The sequence below is a fragment of the Flavobacterium sp. GNP010 genome, from assembly GCF_056428945.1.
The window spans coordinates 94,348-114,544 of record NZ_JBWJVK010000010.1 but is presented as its reverse complement, the minus strand read 5'-3'; the positions used below and the strand labels follow the sequence as shown (position 1 = coordinate 114,544).

General features: G+C 34.1%; 18 protein-coding genes. 5 read left to right on the top strand and 13 right to left on the bottom strand.

Annotated features, from left to right (window positions below; translation table 11 throughout):
• Nucleotides 1-7: 7 nt before the first annotated feature.
• Complete coding sequence (locus AC061C_RS06340) at nt 8-949, bottom strand: LysR substrate-binding domain-containing protein (RefSeq protein WP_478290461.1); 942 nt, start codon at nt 947-949, stop codon at nt 8-10.
• A gap of 96 nt (nt 950-1,045) precedes the next feature.
• Between AC061C_RS06340 and AC061C_RS06335 the strand changes: the two genes are divergently transcribed.
• The 4 genes from AC061C_RS06335 (at nt 1,046) to can (ending at nt 4,317) form a co-directional block, all read left to right on the top strand.
• Complete coding sequence (locus AC061C_RS06335) at nt 1,046-1,525, top strand: Dps family protein (RefSeq protein ID WP_309758827.1); 480 nt, start codon at nt 1,046-1,048, stop codon at nt 1,523-1,525.
• A gap of 120 nt (nt 1,526-1,645) precedes the next feature.
• Nucleotides 1,646-1,927, top strand: coding sequence for a hypothetical protein (locus tag AC061C_RS06330; RefSeq protein ID WP_478290460.1), 282 nt, complete (start codon nt 1,646-1,648; stop codon nt 1,925-1,927).
• Nucleotides 1,928-2,008: 81 nt separating this feature from the next.
• Nucleotides 2,009-3,658, top strand: a complete 1,650-nt coding sequence (locus AC061C_RS06325; protein WP_478290459.1) for a SulP family inorganic anion transporter — start codon at nt 2,009-2,011, stop codon at nt 3,656-3,658.
• 14 nt (nt 3,659-3,672) lie between these two features.
• On the top strand, nt 3,673-4,317 hold the full coding sequence (gene can, locus AC061C_RS06320) for a carbonate dehydratase (RefSeq protein WP_417943377.1): 645 nt from the start codon (nt 3,673-3,675) through the stop codon (nt 4,315-4,317).
• Nucleotides 4,318-4,319: 2 nt separating this feature from the next.
• Here can and AC061C_RS06315 read toward each other — a convergent pair whose 3' ends face one another.
• From AC061C_RS06315 to AC061C_RS06285, 7 genes are all read right to left on the bottom strand, one after another.
• Nucleotides 4,320-5,282, bottom strand: a complete 963-nt coding sequence (locus AC061C_RS06315; protein ID WP_417943376.1) for a sodium-dependent bicarbonate transport family permease — start codon at nt 5,280-5,282, stop codon at nt 4,320-4,322.
• 6 nt (nt 5,283-5,288) lie between these two features.
• Nucleotides 5,289-6,248 (bottom strand): L-threonylcarbamoyladenylate synthase, encoded by a 960-nt coding sequence (locus AC061C_RS06310; RefSeq protein ID WP_478290458.1) that lies wholly within the window; start codon nt 6,246-6,248, stop codon nt 5,289-5,291.
• A gap of 3 nt (nt 6,249-6,251) precedes the next feature.
• Nucleotides 6,252-7,040 (bottom strand): DUF6671 family protein, encoded by a 789-nt coding sequence (locus AC061C_RS06305; RefSeq protein WP_478290457.1) that lies wholly within the window; start codon nt 7,038-7,040, stop codon nt 6,252-6,254.
• A gap of 49 nt (nt 7,041-7,089) precedes the next feature.
• The gene (locus tag AC061C_RS06300; RefSeq protein ID WP_478290456.1) at nt 7,090-7,368 is read right to left on the bottom strand and encodes a hypothetical protein; all 279 of its coding nucleotides are present in this window, start codon (nt 7,366-7,368) and stop codon (nt 7,090-7,092) included.
• 187 nt (nt 7,369-7,555) lie between these two features.
• Complete coding sequence (locus AC061C_RS06295; RefSeq protein ID WP_478290455.1) at nt 7,556-8,992, bottom strand: NADP-dependent isocitrate dehydrogenase; 1,437 nt, start codon at nt 8,990-8,992, stop codon at nt 7,556-7,558.
• A gap of 500 nt (nt 8,993-9,492) precedes the next feature.
• The gene (locus AC061C_RS06290) at nt 9,493-10,689 is read right to left on the bottom strand and encodes an LETM1-related biofilm-associated protein (protein ID WP_478290454.1); all 1,197 of its coding nucleotides are present in this window, start codon (nt 10,687-10,689) and stop codon (nt 9,493-9,495) included.
• 113 nt (nt 10,690-10,802) lie between these two features.
• Nucleotides 10,803-11,330: a superoxide dismutase family protein gene (locus AC061C_RS06285; protein WP_478290453.1), complete on the bottom strand. Its 528-nt coding sequence runs from the start codon at nt 11,328-11,330 to the stop codon at nt 10,803-10,805.
• Between the two features lie 226 nt (nt 11,331-11,556).
• On the opposite strand from AC061C_RS06285, the gene AC061C_RS06280 reads away from it, so the two are divergent.
• Nucleotides 11,557-12,510 (top strand): YihY/virulence factor BrkB family protein, encoded by a 954-nt coding sequence (locus AC061C_RS06280; protein WP_478290452.1) that lies wholly within the window; start codon nt 11,557-11,559, stop codon nt 12,508-12,510.
• A 159-nt stretch (nt 12,511-12,669) separates the two neighbouring features.
• Here AC061C_RS06280 and AC061C_RS06275 read toward each other — a convergent pair whose 3' ends face one another.
• The 5 genes from AC061C_RS06275 to AC061C_RS06255 form a co-directional block, all read right to left on the bottom strand.
• Complete coding sequence (locus AC061C_RS06275) at nt 12,670-14,475, bottom strand: acyl-CoA dehydrogenase FadE (RefSeq protein ID WP_417943370.1); 1,806 nt, start codon at nt 14,473-14,475, stop codon at nt 12,670-12,672.
• Nucleotides 14,476-14,515: 40 nt separating this feature from the next.
• Entirely contained in the window at nt 14,516-15,697 is a 1,182-nt protein-coding gene (locus AC061C_RS06270) for an acetyl-CoA C-acyltransferase (RefSeq protein WP_417943369.1), read from the bottom strand.
• A 78-nt stretch (nt 15,698-15,775) separates the two neighbouring features.
• Nucleotides 15,776-18,166 (bottom strand): 3-hydroxyacyl-CoA dehydrogenase/enoyl-CoA hydratase family protein, encoded by a 2,391-nt coding sequence (locus AC061C_RS06265; RefSeq protein ID WP_478290451.1) that lies wholly within the window; start codon nt 18,164-18,166, stop codon nt 15,776-15,778.
• A gap of 60 nt (nt 18,167-18,226) precedes the next feature.
• Nucleotides 18,227-18,709 carry a MarR family winged helix-turn-helix transcriptional regulator gene (locus AC061C_RS06260; protein WP_478290450.1) on the bottom strand — a complete coding sequence of 161 codons (483 nt, stop codon included), beginning with the start codon at nt 18,707-18,709 and terminating at the stop codon, nt 18,227-18,229.
• A gap of 430 nt (nt 18,710-19,139) precedes the next feature.
• Complete coding sequence (locus tag AC061C_RS06255; protein ID WP_478290449.1) at nt 19,140-20,192, bottom strand: proline iminopeptidase-family hydrolase; 1,053 nt, start codon at nt 20,190-20,192, stop codon at nt 19,140-19,142.
• Between the last annotated feature and the right edge of the window lie 5 nt (nt 20,193-20,197).

The window sequence follows — 20,197 nt, the reverse complement described above, 5'->3', positions numbered from 1 at the left end:
CCTTTTTTTATTTGTTAGGTAGTGAACTTATTATTTGAACATTCTGAAATACAATTGCACCTTTTACAACACCAGCTATTGTACTCCGTAGCGCATCAATAATCTGAATTTTTAATTCGCTTTTTGGAAAAACAAGACTTATTTCTCTTGCAGGTTTTGGTTCCTTAAAGTGACGTAGTTTTAATTTGTCTTTCTCTTTTAGATCTAATGTATGTAAATAGGGTAACAGTGTAGTTCCTAAACCTTCGTCTGCCAATTTTATAAGTGTTTCAAAACTTCCGCTTTCAATCTGAAAGCGACTGGTTTCATTTTTACTCACGTTTTTACATAGATTTAAAATTCCATCGCGAAAGCAATGTCCGTCTTGCAACAACAAAATTTCATCTATGTTGAGATCTTCTATTTCGATTTCTTCTTTTTGAAAATGATGATGACTTTCTGGAATGTATGCCACAAAAGGTTCGTAGTACAAAACGACTTCCTTTATTTTATCTTCCAATAAAGGCGTTGCAGCAATGGCTGCATCCAAATGGCCATTGTTTAGTTTTACAATAATTTCGTCGGTATTCAATTCCTCGATAATGAGTTTTACTTTGGGATATTTTTTGATAAAATTAGTCAAAAACATGGGCAATAGCGTAGGCATTATTGTAGGAATTATACCTAATCTAAATTCACCACCAATAAATCCTTTTTGCTGTTCTACAATATCTTGAATGCGATCAGCTTCGATAACGATATTTTTTGCCTGATTTACAATTTTTTGACCTATGTCAGTTAATTGAATTGGTTTTTTGGTTCTGTCAAAGATCTGAATACTTAATTCTTCTTCTATTTTTTGAATTTGCATACTCAAAGTAGGTTGAGTTACAAAACATTTCTCAGCAGCCAATGTGAAATTTTTGTGTTCGGCTACCGCCAAAACATATTTTAGTTGAGTGATTGTCATTTTTTATAGTAATATCTAATGCAAATATAAAAACAATCAATTTAAGGTACTCTATAACGGTAGTTTAATTGTATATTTTTGTTGAAATATAAAACTATGAAAACTAATATCTTAGGGTTACCCGTAAAGGAATCAGAATTGATTGGCAATGAATTAAACATTTTGTTATCAAATTTTCAAGTGTATTATCAAAATTTAAGAGGAATTCATTGGAATATTAGAGGCAAAAGATTTTTTGATTTACATGTAAAATTCGAAGAGTTATACACTGATGCCCAGATAAAAATTGATTTAATTGCCGAAAGAGTTCTTACTGTTGGTGGAACACCGCTACATACCTTTGAAGATTACTTAAATAAAAATCAGTTGATTGTGGGTAAAAATATATCAAACGATGAAAAAGCGGTACACTTAATTGTTACGTCATTGACTCATTTGTTAAAAATTGAAAGAACCATTTTAGCGCAATCAGCAGCTATTCATGATGAAGGTACTAATTCTATGATGGGTGATTTTATATCAGAACAAGAAAAAACAATTTGGATGATGCAGGCATGGCTTGAAGAAAGTTTGTAGTAAATAGAGAGCATTTGTATCTCTAATAATTCAATAAAAGTATTTTTACAGTGTTAATTATTTAAAAAATTTACACTTGTGTGTATTTTTGTTTAACACATTTTATATATTTTTGCGACAATGAAAACAGTTGCAAAAATATTCTTAATTCTTTTTATTGCCTTTCTCACCACACCAACAATAGTTACTGTGATTGAGAAAAGTTCGGATATTTCTGTTTTTTTCAATATGTCTGAGGAAGAACATTTTCACAAAGAAATTATAGCAGCAGTTTCACTAGAACATTTTTTGCATGTTCATACTATCTCAGAAGCGTTATCAACGATCATACTTTCGGAGAAGTTATCCAAACATGATAAAATAAGTGAATCCATATTTATACCTCCGCCTAACGCATTGTAATACAGTTTCTTGTATTCTTCATAACGAATTCCAGCACAATAGTATGTGCAACATTTTGTATTCAATTTTTAGTTAGGTATTATGACAAAAAAAGTTAATCTTTTTGCTAATCTAAAATCTGATTTCGCATCAGGTTTAGTAGTATTTCTAGTAGCGTTGCCGCTCTGTCTTGGCATCGCTTTGGCCAGCGGTGCGCCACCATTGGCTGGTGTTATTTCGGGTATTGTTGGTGGTATTGTTGTTGGCTATTTGAGCCAATCCCATATTAGTGTTTCGGGACCTGCAGCAGGCTTAACAGCAATTGTCCTAACAGCAATTACTGAATTGGGTTCTTTTGACTCTTTTTTGTTAGCAGTTTTAATAGCTGGTGCTATTCAATTAGCATTGGGATATTTAAAAGCGGGTAGTATTTCCAATTACTTTCCAAACAATGTAATTGAAGGGATGCTGGCAGGTATTGGTGTTATTATAATTTTGAAACAAATCCCGCATGCTTTTGGTTACGATCCAGATTTTATTGGGGATTTGTCATTTGCACAGCCTGATGGTAAAAATACGTTTTCTGAAATATTTAATATTGTAAACCATGTACAATTGGGTTCTATACTGATAGCTCTCATTTCGTTAGTGATTTTGATTTTTTGGAATAAAGTTAAGTTTTTACAAAAAATTAAATTGGTTCCACCTGCTCTAGTTGCAGTGGTTGTAAGCATCGTGTTGAATGAATTTTTCATACAATCTGGAAGTACTTTGGCAATTGCCAGCGAGCATCTAGTGCGATTGCCAGTTCCAACAAATTTGCAAGAGTTTAAAAATATAATTGTCACACCAAATTTTTATGCTATTACCAATTCAAAGGTTTGGATTGTAGGTGTTACCATTGCAATTGTGGCATCAATTGAAACGTTATTGTGTATTGAAGCATCAGACAGAATGGACGCCTTGAAGCGATATTCCAATACTAATGTAGAGCTAAAAGCGCAGGGAATTGGTAATATAATTAGTTCACTTCTAGGTGGATTGCCTATGACATCAGTTGTAGTAAGAACAACTGCAAATAATGCAGCTGGAGCAAAGTCGAAGATGTCTGCTATTATTCATGGTGTTCTCTTACTGGTAAGTGTGTTGGCAATCCCCGCAGTTTTGAATCGAATACCATTAGCAACTTTGGCTGCCGTACTACTTCTAGTTGGTTATAAATTAGCCAATCCTAAAACAATTATCCATTTTTGGAAAAAAGATAAAATATATCAATTTATACCTTTTATTGCTACTTTTGTTGCTGTAGTTGCTACTGATTTGCTAAGAGGTGTAGCGCTAGGAATGATAATTAATATTATTTTTATTTTAATTGGAAATTCAAAAAGAGCCTATAATTTTAATATCGAAGACTATCGAGACGGCGATGTTATAAAAATAGATCTTGCGCAGGAAGTTTCATTTTTAAATAAAGCAGCAATTAAAGATACATTGAATAAAATTCCACAAAATTCAAAAGTAGAAATAAATGCAAGTTCAACAGTTTATATTTCGCACGATGTTTTAGATTTGATTACCGAATTTAAAGAAATTAAAGCAAAAGATTTAAATTTGAAAGTAAAATTATCTGGTTTTAAAGATGGTTATGATATTGAAAATTCCGAAGGATATCAAAACGCAATAACAATTGAACATGTTTACAATCCACTTAAAAGAAAAATAGAAAAGAAAGTAATCGAAAAAAATAATTAGAAAATAAAGATAATATGAGTTCAGATTTTTATAAAAAAATATTAGACAACAACAAGCTTTGGGTTGAATCTCAATTGGCAATTGATAAAGAGTATTTCAAGGATTTGGCTAAAGGACAGCAACCCCCATTGCTTTGGATTGGATGTTCTGATAGTCGTGTTCCTGCAAATGAAATTATTGGCGCAAAACCTGGAGAAGTTTTTGTTCACAGAAACATTGCTAATATGGTTATTCATAGCGATATGAACATGTTGAGTGTTTTGGACTATGCAGTAAATGTTTTAAAAGTAAAACATGTTATTGTTTGCGGACATTATGGATGTGGTGGTGTCAAAGCCGCCATGGGCAATCAATCGATAGGATTAATTGATAACTGGATAAGACATATCAAAGATGTGTATCGATTACACGAACACTATTTAAATACTTTCGAAGATGAAGAGGAACGTTTCAATAAATTTGTTGAAGTGAATGCGCAAGAGCAAGTATTCGATTTAGCCAAAACATCTATTGTTCAAAATGCTTGGAGAAACGGACAAGATCTTACGCTTCACGGTTGGACTTATGGTTTAAACTCAGGATATGTAACTGATTTAGGGGTTAACATGGGATCAAATTCAGAGTTAGACGAAGTGTACAGACTAAAATTCTCTAACTAAAATTAGCAATACATTATTATCGAAATATAAATTGGCATTCCTAAAGTAATATTAAAGGGAAAAGTTACTGCTAAGGCCATTGGTAGGAACAAACCTGGATTTGCTTTAGGAACGGCAATTTTCATTGCCGCTGGAACCGCAATATAAGAGGCACTAGCAGCAAGAATGGCCAGTATAAATCGGTTACCAATGTCAGTAGTTACCAATTGGCTTGCAAATGCGACTAAACAACCGTTGAACAAAGGTATTGCCAGAGCAAAGATTACGGCAAACCAACCACTTTTTACAAAATCGCCAAGTTTTCGGCCGCTTACAATTCCCATGTCTAAAAGGAATATGGCTAGAAATCCCTTGAATAAATCATTCGTAAAAGGTTTAATTCCAAGTGCTTGTTCATCACTTGCTAGCATACCTATTATTAAACTTCCTAAGATCAAAAGTACACTTCCGTTTGTAAAGGAATGTTGGATCAGAGATCCCAAAGACGTTTTTGACTCTTGTTTTTTGTCGAACATTCGAATTAGAATAACTCCTACAATGATAGCTGGTGCTTCCATTAAGGCCATAACGGCAACCATGTGTCCGCTGAATTTTAAGTGTTGAATTTCTAAAAAGGACGCAGCCGTCACAAAAGTTACGGCACTTACGGATCCATATGCCGCTGCTATTGCTCCAGAATCAAAAATATTGAACTTTCTGCGTAAGATAAAAAAACAATATACCGGAATAATGATGGCAATAAGCACCCCAAAGATGACAGACCAGACGATTTCGAGTGTAAAATGACTGTGTGCTAATTCTTGCCCACCTTTAAACCCTATTGAAAAAAGTAAATAAAGTGAAATAAATTTTGAGGAATTTGGAGGTATTTCTAAATCGCTTTTTAGTTTAACAGCTATAACGCCCAACAGAAAAAATAATAAAGCTGGATTGGTAAGGTTTTCAAGTAGTAAATCAATATTCATTTGGAATTATTTTTTAGTTGCGCGTTCTAGGCGATCATTAATTGATGTTCCCAGTTCTGTATCAGGAAATCGTTGGGCAATAATTAAGTCTAATTTTTGGTTGTCTAGTCGGTGCATTGCAGCATATAAATGAGCAGTTGCCTCTTTTAAATCTCCTTTTTTTGAAAGGACCTCGGTCACAACATGTTGTAAATTGGTTATAGTATCTTGAAATACTAAGAGGCCAACTTTTGCATTTGGATATTTTTTCAATTCTAATTCAGCATCATCAACAAGTATTGTTTTTGTCTTTGGAGCATAATGTCGTGAGAGCATTCCAGGCGCATTGGGTGCACTTTCTTTGTTGTTTCTTATTTGAATAGGCCCTATTACTCTCTCAATTTCTTCTATTGAAATAGAACCTAAACGATACAATACCGCTTCATTATTTTCAAAACCAATAATGGTTGATTCAATACCATTTTTACAAGCACCACCTTGTAGAACCAGTTCTAAATCAAGAGGAAAGTAGTTTGCTACGTGTTCAGCAGTTGTAGGACTAATCGATCCAAAAGGATTTGCACTTGGTGCTGCCAGAGGAAAATCTAATGACCGTAACAGTTTTAAAGTTAAATCATGATTGGGCACACGAACTGCTACAGTATCTTTTCCAGCAGTAATACTATCAGGAATATGAGCATTCTTTTTTAAGACCAATGTTAAGGAACCAGGCCAGAATGAATCTGCCAATTGTTGTGCTTTTTCAGGTATTTCTGATGCTATTTCTTTTAGCTTATCTGTAGAAGCAATGTGTACAATTAAGGGATTAAATAAGGGTCTTTTTTTTGTTTCAAATATTTTTTGAATGGCTTTTTCACTATAAATATTTCCCGCTAAGCCATAGACGGTTTCTGTAGGGATTGCCACTAATTCTTCATTTTCAAGAATTTGTTTGGCTTTTAATATATCGGTTGTAATGTGTATCATAAATTAAGGATTACAATTGTCGCAATAGGTAGGATCTTCAAATTGAATTCCGCGTGGATACAATTTATTTTCGGTATGATTGCATTTTTTACATTGATACAAATAACTTAAAGTAGATCGAGTGGGCAAGGAGCAATTTTCGCAGGGCAAGCCAGCTTGTGCTGTAACAATATCAAATCCAGGTGTACTGCAATTAGGACATAAGTGTTTTATTTTTTCAATTAGATTTTGTGTAGCTTTTTCGATTACTTTCATCCGTGTAGGATTGAATAGTGCTCTCATATCGGTTTCTGCATAAACGGAGACAAACTCAGCTTTTAATTCCCTATAATGCTGAAGCAATAGCTCATGAGTTACAATTCCTTTGTGCATTTTTGTGTACACTTTTTCAGCGGGACGCAATATGATACCATGAGAGGGAAATTGTATTTGTTCTGCAAACGCTAGTAATTCATATTCAGAAGTTATTGTTTTTCCATTAAAATTGGTTTCCATGCTGATTTCTCGTGCTACAATTTCAATATCATCTTTAAAATCTTTAAGCATTACTAATTCAACATTTGCATTTGCAAAAAAAATCGAAGGATGCGCGCCAAAAGATCCTTCACTAGCGAGTATTAAATCACAATTATTTGCAATCGATGCACCAATGCACTTATTTCTTAATGTAGTCAATGCATCATCTTTTCTTTGTAATTCTCCAGAAAAAGTACCTAGTAAATCAGTATCAAAAACATCAGAAGTATAGCATTTAACTGCCAATTCTTTTTCAAGAATAGGCGCTATTGTCATCTCCTTCTGATGTTTGGTAGCAATAAGAAGCTTTCTCCCTGTAAACATATTATTTCTCTAAACGGATGGTAATGTTACTATTTATAATTAGATTGTATCCTTCTTTTTTCGATTCTTGAATCATTTTTTTAATATCATCTTTAGTACTATTGAGTTCTTGGATTCGTTTTTTAGAATGCTCGATGCTTTGATTAAACCGAATGTGGTTGCTGAAATCCTCTCTGTTATGATAATCGATTTTGTAATTTAGTAAAGTTGTAAGAACTTTTTCTGCTTCTTCAGCAGTGAAAATTCCATCTATTAATTTAAAATTTTGATCTTGTTCCATATTTATTTTTTTTGAAGTTTCATAATGCTATAAGTGCTAATAAAAACGCAAATTCCTAAAATTCCATTGTTCAGTATAGAATTGTCAAAAAAGGTCACACAAAGTGCTACCAAAGAAATTACTAGCGAAAAAGTTAAGCGTTTGTTAGAAATTAAATTTAAATTATTGTTCTCTCTCATCTTTTTTCCTATTGGCCTTGACCTAATGAATAGCCCGATTTCCCATCAAATTCATATAAGTTTTCTGTTTTTATTACATCTATTTTAGCTTCTATCGCAAGAGATAACAAATTAATAATGTCTTCTTTGCAGAGAATTTTGTCTTGTGATGGTTTGAATCTGCAACGCCAATGGTCTGTGCAATAGGTTTCATTAAATCCATCAGGCCACACTTTAATCCCACGATTTGTGATCATTGTTAAGTGCTTATTTTCTAAATTGATGCTTTGCATGATAGCTGCCAATTCATTCGGATCTGTTCCATTCCAGTGAACAAAAATGTCTATGCCAACTAATTCTTTGTTTTTAGCTGGTTTTTTTACATACTTCGGTAGATTTAAAACAGCGTCTTTTGCATATGATACTGATTTTAATTGCGATGGCTTTTTATCTAAATTTGAAATAACAGCCTCAGCAAATTCTTTTGTTCCTACTTTCTCTTTACTAATGCCTTCATTATAAATATCGTAGGTATGAATTCCGTCTTCGATAGTTTTTAACCAAGCGTTTTGTACTTTTTCTGCTATTACTGTTTGTCCAATATGATTAAGCATCATCACTGCACCTTCTAATAATCCGGATGGGTTTGCTAAGTTTTGACCTGCACGTCTCGGCGCCGAACCATGAATGGCCTCAAACATTGCACATTCTTCACCAATATTAGCAGATCCTGCTAATCCTACGGATCCTGCTATTTGTGCCGCAATATCAGAAAGAATGTCACCATATAGATTTAGTGTAACGATGACATCAAAAATTTCTGGAGTATCTGCCATTTTTGCTGCACCAATATCGATAATCCAATGTTCATTTTCTATTTCGGGATATTCCAAGGCAATTTCATCAAAAACTTGGTGAAACAATCCGTCAGTTTGCTTCATGATGTTGTCCTTTGTAAAGCAGGTCACTTTTTTTCTACCATACACTTTGGCATATTCAAATGCATAGCGTACAATTTTTTCACAACCAGGTCTACTGATCAATTTTAAACATTGAATTACTTCGTCCGTTTGTTGGTGCTCGATACCTGCATACAAGTCTTCTTCATTTTCGCGGATAATCACGATATCCATTTTAGGATGTTTAGTCTCAACAAAGGGATGTAAACTCATACAGGGTCTTACATTAGAATAGAGTCCAAGGAATTTTCTGGTAGTTACATTTAAGCTTTTGTAACCTCCACCTTGAGGAGTTGTAATGGGTGCTTTTAGAAAAATTTTGTTAGTTCTAATAATGTCCCAAGATTCTGAAGTGATACCAGATGTATTGCCGGATAAATAAACTTTTTCTCCTACTTCTATTTCATCAATTTCTAATTGAGCACCAGCTGCCAAAATTATTCTAAGAGTTGCATCCATGATTTCAGGACCAATACCGTCTCCTTTTGCTACTGTAATTCGAGTCATGTTTTTGTTTTATAAGTTGATGGTGCAAATTTGGAATTTTTAATTAATAAATTTTTATTTATATATTTAATGAAAAACATAAAAAATATTAATTAATAATAAAACAGTAATTCTTTAAAAAATTTTGGATTGAACACAGCCTTTAATAAAATACTTGAAGTTCAAGCTTTGAGTGATTTTTAGTATTCTTTTAGCCTAGTAAAACATAAAGATGCTTCAAATGTTAGATTATAAAAAGCAGCTAAAATTTTATTTTCACTTCTAAATTTTAAAGAAAATGCTATTAATCAATGAGTGTTTAAAAGAAGTTGTTTTTTTAAAAATAGGATATAAGATCCTTCTTCACAAAAAGGAATCGCTTAATAAAACGGGAGTAAGTTTATAAAATTCGTGCTTTTAATTAGTCAAATCCTTCGTAAAGTAAAAGATACTTTGATGGTATTTTTTTAATGCAAGGAAAAAACTATGCACTCGCTTCGTTGAAGTATTGTAAAGGGATTTTATTCTTCTAAATTTTCATTAAAAGCAGAAGGAAGTAGAGTTGGAATAAATTTAATTAAAATAGGAAGCAATAAACTGCCGCCTGGAAGCAAAAAAATAGTAAGTGAAGGAATGGTTTTACAAATTTCTAAGAGTTGTTTTTTTACTTTTTTCTTTTCTTTTTCATCTAGATCTCTAAGCGTAGAATGGGCCAAAAGTACCATCAACTCTTTGCTTTGCATTATTTCCTTAAGTAAGCGATTTTTGTTACGACTTACTAGTGTTGCTACACTTTGGGTCGTGTGATCGTAAAAATGCTTTACGGGATTCGAATAATTGAAATAAGGAATCTCTTTTTTATGTTTTGCAATAAACGCATCTGTACTTAGGATACTTTCTTTTACAAAGGCATCTGGAACTGAAATAATGTCAGCAAGAGAATGTAAAAAGTAAGCTTCATTATTTTCGATTTTTCCATCGCTCCATAATGCCATTCCGGCAATATCTACAAAATAATAATGTTCCAATTCATGCGTAAAATAATCGAGTTGCAGCGTTTCCAAACTTGGTAATGAGATTCTCGAGAATTTACTGTACCGAATGGATGCCTCAAAAAGTTTAATCAATAAATCATCGTATTGCGATTTTTCAGATTTAATTTTTAGAGCTAGTGTAACAATATTGACAATAGTTTCTTCAATTTTTTTTAAATATTTTTCGGGTATTGCGCCATTCAATAAGTACTGTCGAAAAGCCAAAACATCTATAAATAGTAGTGCGTTAGTTACTAAATGGGAAAAATTTTTGCTAATTATACCATCGTTTGTTTGAACGCGCTCGTCAATTATTTTTTCTAAAGTTAAAGAAATAGAATTTTTTGGAAGAATTTTTTTTAACAAACTGAAACCTTCAGGATTCATTTGGTTGTAAAAGTTTACGACTTGCTTAATGAAATTTTCCGGACTACTATCATCACAAGTAATACAAAAAATTCCATATAAAGTATTTAACAGTGCCACTTTAGAAATTTCTTCTTTGAACCAACCTTTGGTTTCAACCGCATTTGCAGTATCAAATGAAATGATATGACCATATATAAAACCTGTTTCTCTAAGTTTTTGATAAAAAGTATCTGTAGTTTTAGGAAACGTTTTTTCTAAAGGTTTTTGTTCATTAAAAAATTTATCAATCCAACCAGATGCCGAGGGGTTAATCATTACTTTTCTTTAAAGGTACAAAGCTATATTTTTTTATGGTTTTCACGTTGAATTTAAAATTAAAAAACCATCTCGTTAGTATTAAGAGACGGCTATTTGAACGGATTTAAACATTATCGTATTAATGCAGAACAAGCAACTCTAGCTCCTGCATTTCCTGCTGGTTGTGAAACATAATCATCTGCGCCCTGATGCACAATTAATCCTTTACCAATAATATTTTTGGTTTCATCTGCAGAACTAATTCCCCATTCACTTGTTGTAAATGTGATCGAACCATTACCTTTTGAATCAGCCGTAAAATTACCAATATCGCCTTTATGTGCTTCGCCTTCACCTAATTTTCCGTGTTTCTTGAAAGTTGGATTCCAATGACCTCCCGCTGAACTACCATCTGCTGCAGTACAATCTGATTTTTCATGAATGTGTATGGCGTGAACTCCTGGAGTTAATCCTTTAAGTTTTGCAACCATGGTAACAAAACCATCATTTTCAATGAAGGTAGCGGTACCAATAACGGTGCTATTGCTTTTTGGTTCGAAAACAACTACTACTATTTTATCATTACTTAGTATAGTACCAGTCTTACAACCAATTAAAACAGCCAAAACAATTCCGAATAGTACAACTAATTTTTTCATAGTAGGTTTTATTTCAAAGATAAGACTTTTTGAATTGTAGATAATTAGATTTTTATGTGAATCATAACAAAATGTAGGAATTATATAAATTACATTTTTTATTGGTATTAAATAACTTTGTAATTTTAATTCTTCAACCTATGCATTAATGGATATAGCTTTATGTTGTTTTTAAACATTAGATTATCCAGATAAATAGGTTTATCCTAAATCTCAGATTTGTAAAATGAAACATAAAGAAATTGCCTTAACTACTTGGACTCTTTTAAAACGTACCTATCACGAATTTGATGACGATAATGCCATAAAATTAAGTGCATCACTTTCCTATTATACTATCTTTTCTCTTCCGCCATTATTAATTATAATTCTTTCTATTTTTAGTTTTTTCTTCGGTAGAGAAGCGGTTACAGGTCGATTTTTCGGACAAATTAATGGTATGGTTGGGAATCAAGCAGCGATTCAAATTCAAGAAACAATCAAGAATATCGAACTAAGCGATAGTAATACCTTTGCTGCTATTTTTGGGGGAATTATGCTTTTAATAGGTGCCTCAGGTGTCTTTGCAGAAATACAAAGTTCGATTAATTTTATTTGGGGTTTAAAAGCCAAACCCAATAAAGGCATTATGAAGTTTATCAAAAACCGATTGATGTCATTTTCTATGATAGCTTCTGTTGGGTTTTTACTAATGGTGAGTTTAATGGTAAATACAGTAATGGATGTTATTAATACGCGCTTACTTGTTTATTTTCCCAATACAACAGTTTACATATTTTATATTTTTAATATCATCATCTTGTTTTTAACCACTACAATTTTATTTGCTATTATTTTCAAAACCTTGCCCGATGGCGATATTGATTGGAAAGATGCGCTTATAGGATCGAGTTTTACTTCATTTTTCTTTATGATCGGTAAATTTGGAATTGGTTTTTACTTGGGAAGTTCCACTGTGGCTACAGTTTATGGTGCTGCAGGATCTGTAGTTATTATTTTAATTTGGGTCTATTACTCAGCGATCATACTGTATTTTGGTGCAGAATTCACTAAAGTGTATGCTAATGCTCATGGTAATAAAATAATCCCAAACGGATATGCAGTTGCAATAAAGGTTGAAGTCGTTGAGTTGAAAAAAAATGCTAAGGCAAAGGCAATCGAACAAAGCGAAAAAGAATAGTTTACGATTCAATGAAATAAAATATCCGACTAAGTTGTGAACGATCTTTTGAATTTGCAATGACGAAAATAGTAAAAGGATATTGCATAAAAAAACCGTCTCGTTTTGAACTTGACGGTTTTTTAACAACTAAAATACTAAAAACAAAATTTTCTACAATTAGAAACAGTATGTATTTTCTGCTACTAATTTTGTTGTAATTACTTCTCTTAACGCTACAATATTTGGCATATTGGTGTATTTTGTAAAACGACGTAAACCCATTAGCATCATGCGTTGTTCATCTCCTTCAGCAAAAGAAATTACACTTTCTTTCCCTTTTTGAGTTACAATGTCAACTGCTTTGTACAAGTATAATTTAGCCATTGCTATTTGCTCTTGTACTTTTGCTTCTCCTTCTTTTTTAGCCATTTTTTCAGTTCTAAGGATTGTGCTTTCAGCCATGTAGATTTCAATTAAGATATCGGAGGCAGCCATAAGCAACTGTTGGTGTGCATCTAAATCTGGACCATATTTTTGAACCGCTCCACCTGCTACCATTAAGAACGCTTTTTTCAATTTGCCAATCATTTCTTTTTCTTCTGCAAACAATTCAGAATAATCAGGAGTTTCAAAAGATGGAATTCCCATTAATTCTTCTTGAACTTTTGAAGCTGGTCCTAGTAAATCTACGTGACCTTTCATAGCTTTTTTGATCAACATTCCTACAGATAACATTCTGTTGATTTCATTGGTGCCTTCATAGATACGAGCAATTCTAGCATCTCTCCAAGCGCTTTCCATCGGTGTATCCTCTGAGAAGCCCATTCCTCCAAAAATTTGAATCCCTTCATCAGCACAATTTTGTACATCTTCAGAGACCGCTACTTTCAATACGGAACATTCGATAGCATATTCTTCAACCCCTTTTAATTCTGCTTCTTGATGAGAAATTCCTTCTGCTTCACGAGCAATAATACGATCTTCAATATCTTTAGCAGCACGGTAAGAAGCACTTTCTCCTGCATAACAGCTAGTTGCCATTTCAGCTAATTTAGAACGAACTGCACCAAATTGAGCAATGGCTGTATTGAACTGGATTCTTTCATTAGCATATTGCACTGCACCAGAAATCACTCTTCGTTGTGCATCCAAGCAAGCAGCAGCCAATTTGATACGACCTACGTTCAAAGCATTCATGGCAATTTTGAAACCATTTCCTCTTTCAGATAACATGTTTTCAACAGGCACTTTAGTTTCATTAAAGAAAACTTGTCGTGTAGAGGAAGCACGAATACCTAATTTATGCTCTTCTTCACCCATTGAAATTCCATTGTCTGAAGTGTTTTCTACAATGAAACCGGTAATATTTTTGTCATCTCCAATACGAGCAAAAACGATAAATACGCTACAGAAACCTGCATTCGAAATCCACATTTTTTGCCCTGTGATGGTATAGTATTTTCCATCTTCAGATAAAACAGCTTTTGTTTTTCCCGAATTTGCGTCAGATCCAGCACCTGGCTCTGTCAAACAATACGCACCAAACCACTCACCTGAAGCAAGTTTTGGAACATATTTTTGTTTTTGTTCTTCCGAACCATACAAAGTAATTGGCATAGTTCCAATTCCAGTGTGTGCACCAAAAGCAGTCGAGAATGAACCTGTTGCCCCAGAAATATAGTCGCAAACTAACATTGTCGATACGAATCCCATTCCTAATCCGCCATAAGCCTCTGGAACTGCAACTCCTAAAAGTCCAAGCTCACCAGCTTTTCTCATGGATTCTTCCGTGTAAGCATAATCCTTTTTTTCAAAACGATCTTTGTGTGCCCACAACTCTTTGTCTACAAACTCTTTTACAGAGTCACGCATCATTAATTGCTCTTCTGTGAAATCTTCAGGTGTGAAAATATCTTCACATTTTGTTTCTTTAACTAAAAACTGACCACCACGGGTTACGTTTTTTTCAATTGTATCTGCCATTTTTTTATTTTTTAATATGTTTTTTATTTAAAATCTAAGCTTACAAAAGTTCGTAAACACCTGCAGAGCCTTGTCCAGTACCTACACACATACTTACAATTCCGTACTTACTTCCTCTACGTTTCATTTCGTCGAATAACTGAACAGATAATTTAGCTCCAGTACAACCCAGTGGGTGACCTAATGCGATTGCTCCACCATTTACATTGATAATATCTGGATTCAAGTTCAACTCACGAGTTACTGCTAACGCTTGTGAAGCAAAAGCTTCGTTTAACTCAATTAAATCGATGTCATTCAAAGTTAATCCAGCTTGTTTTAATGCTTTTGGAATTGCTTTTACGGGACCAATTCCCATGATTCTTGGCTCCACTCCTGCAGAGGCGAAGTTTACCAAACGTGCTATTGGTGCCAAGTTTAATTCTTTTACCATTTCTTCGCTCATCACTAGAACAAATGCGGCTCCATCACTCATTTGCGAAGAGTTTCCAGCTGTAACACTACCATCAGCAGCAAAAACTGGTCTTAAACCCGCCAATGCTTCAAGTGAAGTTCCAGCTCTAGGACCTTCATCTTTAGTTACAACATATGATTTGGTTTCTTTTTTACCATTTTCATTGATAAAAGTTTGCTCTACTGTAATAGGTACAATTTGTTTATCAAATTTTCCTTCTGCTTGTGCTTTCAAGGCCTTATTGTGTGATTGAAAAGCAAATTCATCTTGATCTACACGCGAGATGTTAAATTGCTTCGCCACTGCTTCGGATGTTAATCCCATTCCCCAGTAGTAATCCTCGTTTCCAGCTTTTGCGACAGCATAATCCGGAGTTGGTTTGTAGCCTCCCATTGGAATAAAACTCATGCTTTCAGCTCCACCAGCAATGATGCAGTGTGCCATTCCAGATTGAATTTTTGCAGTTGCCATTCCAATAGTTTCTAGCCCTGAAGCGCAATATCTATTCACGGTAACTCCTGGTACATCATCTACTTTCAATCCCATTAAAGAGATTAATCGTCCTACGTTCAAACCTTGTTCTGCCTCCGGCATGGCATTTCCTACCATAACGTCGTCAATACGGGTTTTATCAAAATCAGGCAATTCATTCATCATGAATTCGATGGTTTCGGCAGCCAATTCATCAGGTCTTTTAAACCTAAAAACTCCTTTTGGTGCTTTACCTACGGCTGTTCTGTATGCTTTTACGATATATGCTGTTTTCATAATTATTATTTTGAATTTTGAATTTTAAATCCTGAAATAATTGAAAGGCATTTAAAATTCATAATTTATAATTTAAAATTAATTGCGAAGTGGTTTCCCTTTGGTTAACATAAACTGGATACGCTCTAGTGTTTTTCTTTCGGTACAAAGTGACAAGAATGCCTCGCGCTCAATGTCTAATAAATATTGTTCAGATACCAAAGTGTGTTCTGATAGATCTCCACCAGCCATTACATACGCCAATTTGTTTGCAATTTTTAGATCGTGTTCCGAGATGTATTTACCAGCAACCATTTGATTGGTTCCTACTAAGAACATTCCTAAGGCTTGCTTACCCAAAACTTTCACATCCGTTCTTCTAATTGGTTGTGTATAGCCTGCTTCGGCCATTAATAAGGCATGTTTCTTAGCTTCGGCAATTTGACGGTCTTTATTTACCACTACAATATCTTTACCGTGTTGTAAAAGTCCAGTATCAAATGCTTCGTAAGCCGAAGTCGATACTTTTGCCATAGCGATAGTCATGAAATATTCTTGTAAAACATTCAATTCCACATCATTTTTACGGAATAAATCAGATGCACGCATCGCCAATTCTTTCGAACCTCCGCCGCCAGGAATAACCCCAACACCAAATTCAACTAGACCCATATAGGTTTCGGCTGCAGCAACCACTTTATCTGCATGTAAGCTCATTTCGCAACCTCCACCAAAAGTCATTCCGTGTGGAGCAACTACTACTGGAATTCCAGAATAACGCACTCGCATCATCGTGTCTTGGAACATTTTGATGGCCATATTCAACTCATCATATTCTTGCTCTACTGCCATCATGAAAATCATTCCGATATTGGCTCCAACAGAGAAATTTGCTGCTTGATTTCCAATAACCAAACCTTGATATTCTTTTTCGGACAAATCGATCGCTTTATTGATAGCAACCAAAACATCACCTCCAATGGTATTCATTTTAGATTGGAATTCTAAATTCAAAATTCCATCTCCCAAATCTTGGATGATAGCACCGCTATTGCTCCAAACTTTTTTCGTTTCGCGAATGTTGTTCAGGATGATAAAAGCATCTTGACCCGGAACTTTAGTTTGTGATTTAGTTGGAATATTGTAGAAATAGGTAGCTCCTTCTTTAATAGTGTAAAAACTTTTACTTCCAGAAGCAATCATTTCAGTAACCCAAGCAGCAGGCTCAAGACCTTCGGCTTTCATGATTTCAATTCCTTTTTCAACACCAATAGCATCCCAAATTTCGAATGGTCCATTTTCCCATCCAAAACCAGCTTTCATGGCATCGTCTATTTTGTATAATTCATCAGATATTTCAGGAATACGGTTCGAAACATAAGCAAACATTCCAGAGAAACTTTTTCTGTAGAATTCTCCTGCTTTGTCTTTCCCTTTTACAAGAACTTTAAATCTATTGATGGGTTTATCAATAGTTTTAGTTAACTCTAAAGTTGCAAATGAAGCTCTTTTGGCTGCTCTATATTCTAAAGTGTCTAAATCTAAAGTAAGAATATCTTTTCCTTCTTTTTTGTAGAAACCTTGATTTGTTTTGCTTCCCAACCATTTGTTTTCCATCATTTTATTGACAAATTCTGGAAGTTTAAACAACTCGTGTTGTTCGTCATTTGGACAATTTTCGTAAATTCCATTGGCAACATGTACCAAAGTATCCAATCCAACTACATCTACAGTTCTAAAAGTAGCCGATTTTGGACGACCAATAACTGGGCCAGTCAATTTATCAACTTCTTCAATCGTTAATCCCAACTCTTTTACCAAGTGAAACAAACTTTGAATTCCGTAAATACCAATACGGTTCCCAATAAATGCTGGAGTATCCTTCGCAACAACCGAAGTTTTTCCCAAGAATTTTTCTCCGTATATAGTTAAGAAATCCAAAACCTCTGTTGAAGTTTGTGGACCAGGGATGATTTCGAATAATTTTAAGTAACGCGCTGGGTTAAAAAAGTGTGTCCCGCAAAAGTGTTTTTGGAAATCTTCACTGCGTCCTTCGCTCATAAAGTGAATTGGAATCCCAGAAGTGTTTGATGTTACCAAAGTTCCTGGCTTTCTAAATTTTTCAATTTGTTCAAAAACCAATTTTTTAATATCCAAACGCTCCACAACTACCTCGATAATCCAATCTACATTAGCAATCTTAGCCATATCATCCGTTGTGTTTCCAGTAGTAATTCGGCTAGCAAATTTTTGACTGTAAATAGGAGAGGGCTTCGATTTTAAAGAGTTGGATAAATGCTCATTCACTAATCGGTTTCTTACTACTTTGCTTTCCAGCGTAAGACCTTTTTTTGCTTCTGCATCTTTCAATTCTCTCGGAACAATGTCCAATAATAGGACTTCTACCCCAATATTGGCAAAATGGCAAGCAATTCCTGAGCCCATAATTCCGGATCCAATCACTGCAACTTTTTTAATTGTGCGTTTCATACTTTGTTATATTTGTTTGGTATTTGAAAAGATTTCGTTCAAAAGCATCACTACTTTATATTATGAGATTTCGTTTTCTATTTTCTCTGTTAATTCGTTGACACTTGTAGGATTAAAAATATTTTTATCTATAATTAATTCATTAATGGTATCTGCAACTTCTATAAAGTGTTGCAGTTTCTCTTCTGAAATATGCTGCTTAACCGTTTCATTAAATTTCAAAACGGTATTTTTAGATAATTCTCTTTTTTCTTTACCAAAATCAGTAAGGTAAATCAATACACCGCGACCATCTTCCGGGTTTTTCTTTCGAATAATTAGACCTTTTTCCTCCATTGATTTTAAGGTTCTTGTCAAGCTTGTTGCTTCCATCCCCATCTTTGGACCTAAAGAAGTCGATGGCGTTCCACCTTCCTTGTCTATACTCAATAAAGCAAATCCGGTAGCCATACTCGCATCGTATTTCGACGCTTCCTCATTATACATTCTAGCCACAGCTTGCCAAGTGGCACGTAAAATATAATCTATCGTTTTATCTTTCATAAGTAACTATATCGATTTCAAATATAATAAAAAATACTATGCACGCATAATATATTCGACTATTTTTTTGTTAAAAGATATTAAATATAAAAAAACTACACTGAAATAGAGTTCTTTAAACTAATTTTTCGAATTATTTTTTTTGGGCGTATCCCTGCGGGTCGGGCGCTCCGTTATATCTTTTATAAAATCCCAAAAAAAAATGGGATTTTATAAAAGGATACCACTTCGGTCCCTTACGCAAATAAAAAGGAAGAAATAATCCAAAATGAGTTCAACTACAGACTTTTTTTATGATAAGTAGTAATAGTTTAGCAATGTTGGGAATCGCTATTTTTTAGATAGTAAGTAAACCGTTTTATAGTTTTTATTCTCTTAGTAAAATCAAAAAACCACGAAGGCTTTTCGTGGTTTTCAATTGAAATTATTTTTAAGATGTTTTAAAACTTCCATTGTCCACATCTTTTAAAAACTTGATTACTCCTGGAAAATAGGTTTTGGGATCATCATACTGCGAAAGGTGACTTCCGTTAGGGCAAAACAAGAAACGTCCGTTTTGAACTTCGTTAGCAATCCATTTCATGTGTTCGGGATCCATCGTGTCGTATTTAGAGCCAATACTTAAGGTAGGAACTGTTAGGGTTTTCAGTCTGGCTTTTACATCCCAATTTTTAAGGGTTGCATTACCGGTGATACCAAATTCACTGTGACCTTGCATATACACATATACATTAGGATTAATGTGCTTGAAACAACGGTTGATGGATTCTGGCCATTTCTCGAGTGGCATTCTCAAAATATGTTCGGTGTAGTAATATTTGAATAGTAATTGACTGTATTTTGGATTATCAAAATCATTATTATTCTCGATATCCTGCAATTGTTTTTGGATTTTTGGATCCATTTGCGGAGCCAGAACGTCTTTTGCGTAAGCATTATATTCCGCTGCACTCGCCATCATATTAGAGATAATCAAGCCTTTTAGGTTTTTTTGATATTTCAAAGCGTATTCCATTGCGAGGATTCCGCCCCAAGATTGTCCCATCAGGTAAAAATTAGAACTGTCTAAGCCTAATGCGATGCGTACTTGCTCTACTTCATCTACAAAACGTTCATTGGTCCATAAACTGTTATCTTTCGGTTGGTCACTGTAATACGAACCCAATTGGTCGTAATAGATGTATTCAATGCTTTCGTTAGGAAAATACCCATCAAAAGATTCATAGAGTTCGTGCGTCAATCCCGGCCCACCGTGTAATAGCAACACTTTTATTTTTGGATTGTTGCCCACTCGTTTTGTCCAAACGTTGAATGTGCCTTTAGGCGTTTTAATCGGAATCATTTTGATGCCACCAGTTAGCTGGTCGTCCCGTTTAGAAAAGTCTAAATAATTGTCCTTTATGGAATCTTGCTTTTGTTTTTCTTGACAATTAGAAAAAAAGAACACACTTATAACGGAGCAAATCAAGACTTTTAGTTTCATAGCGG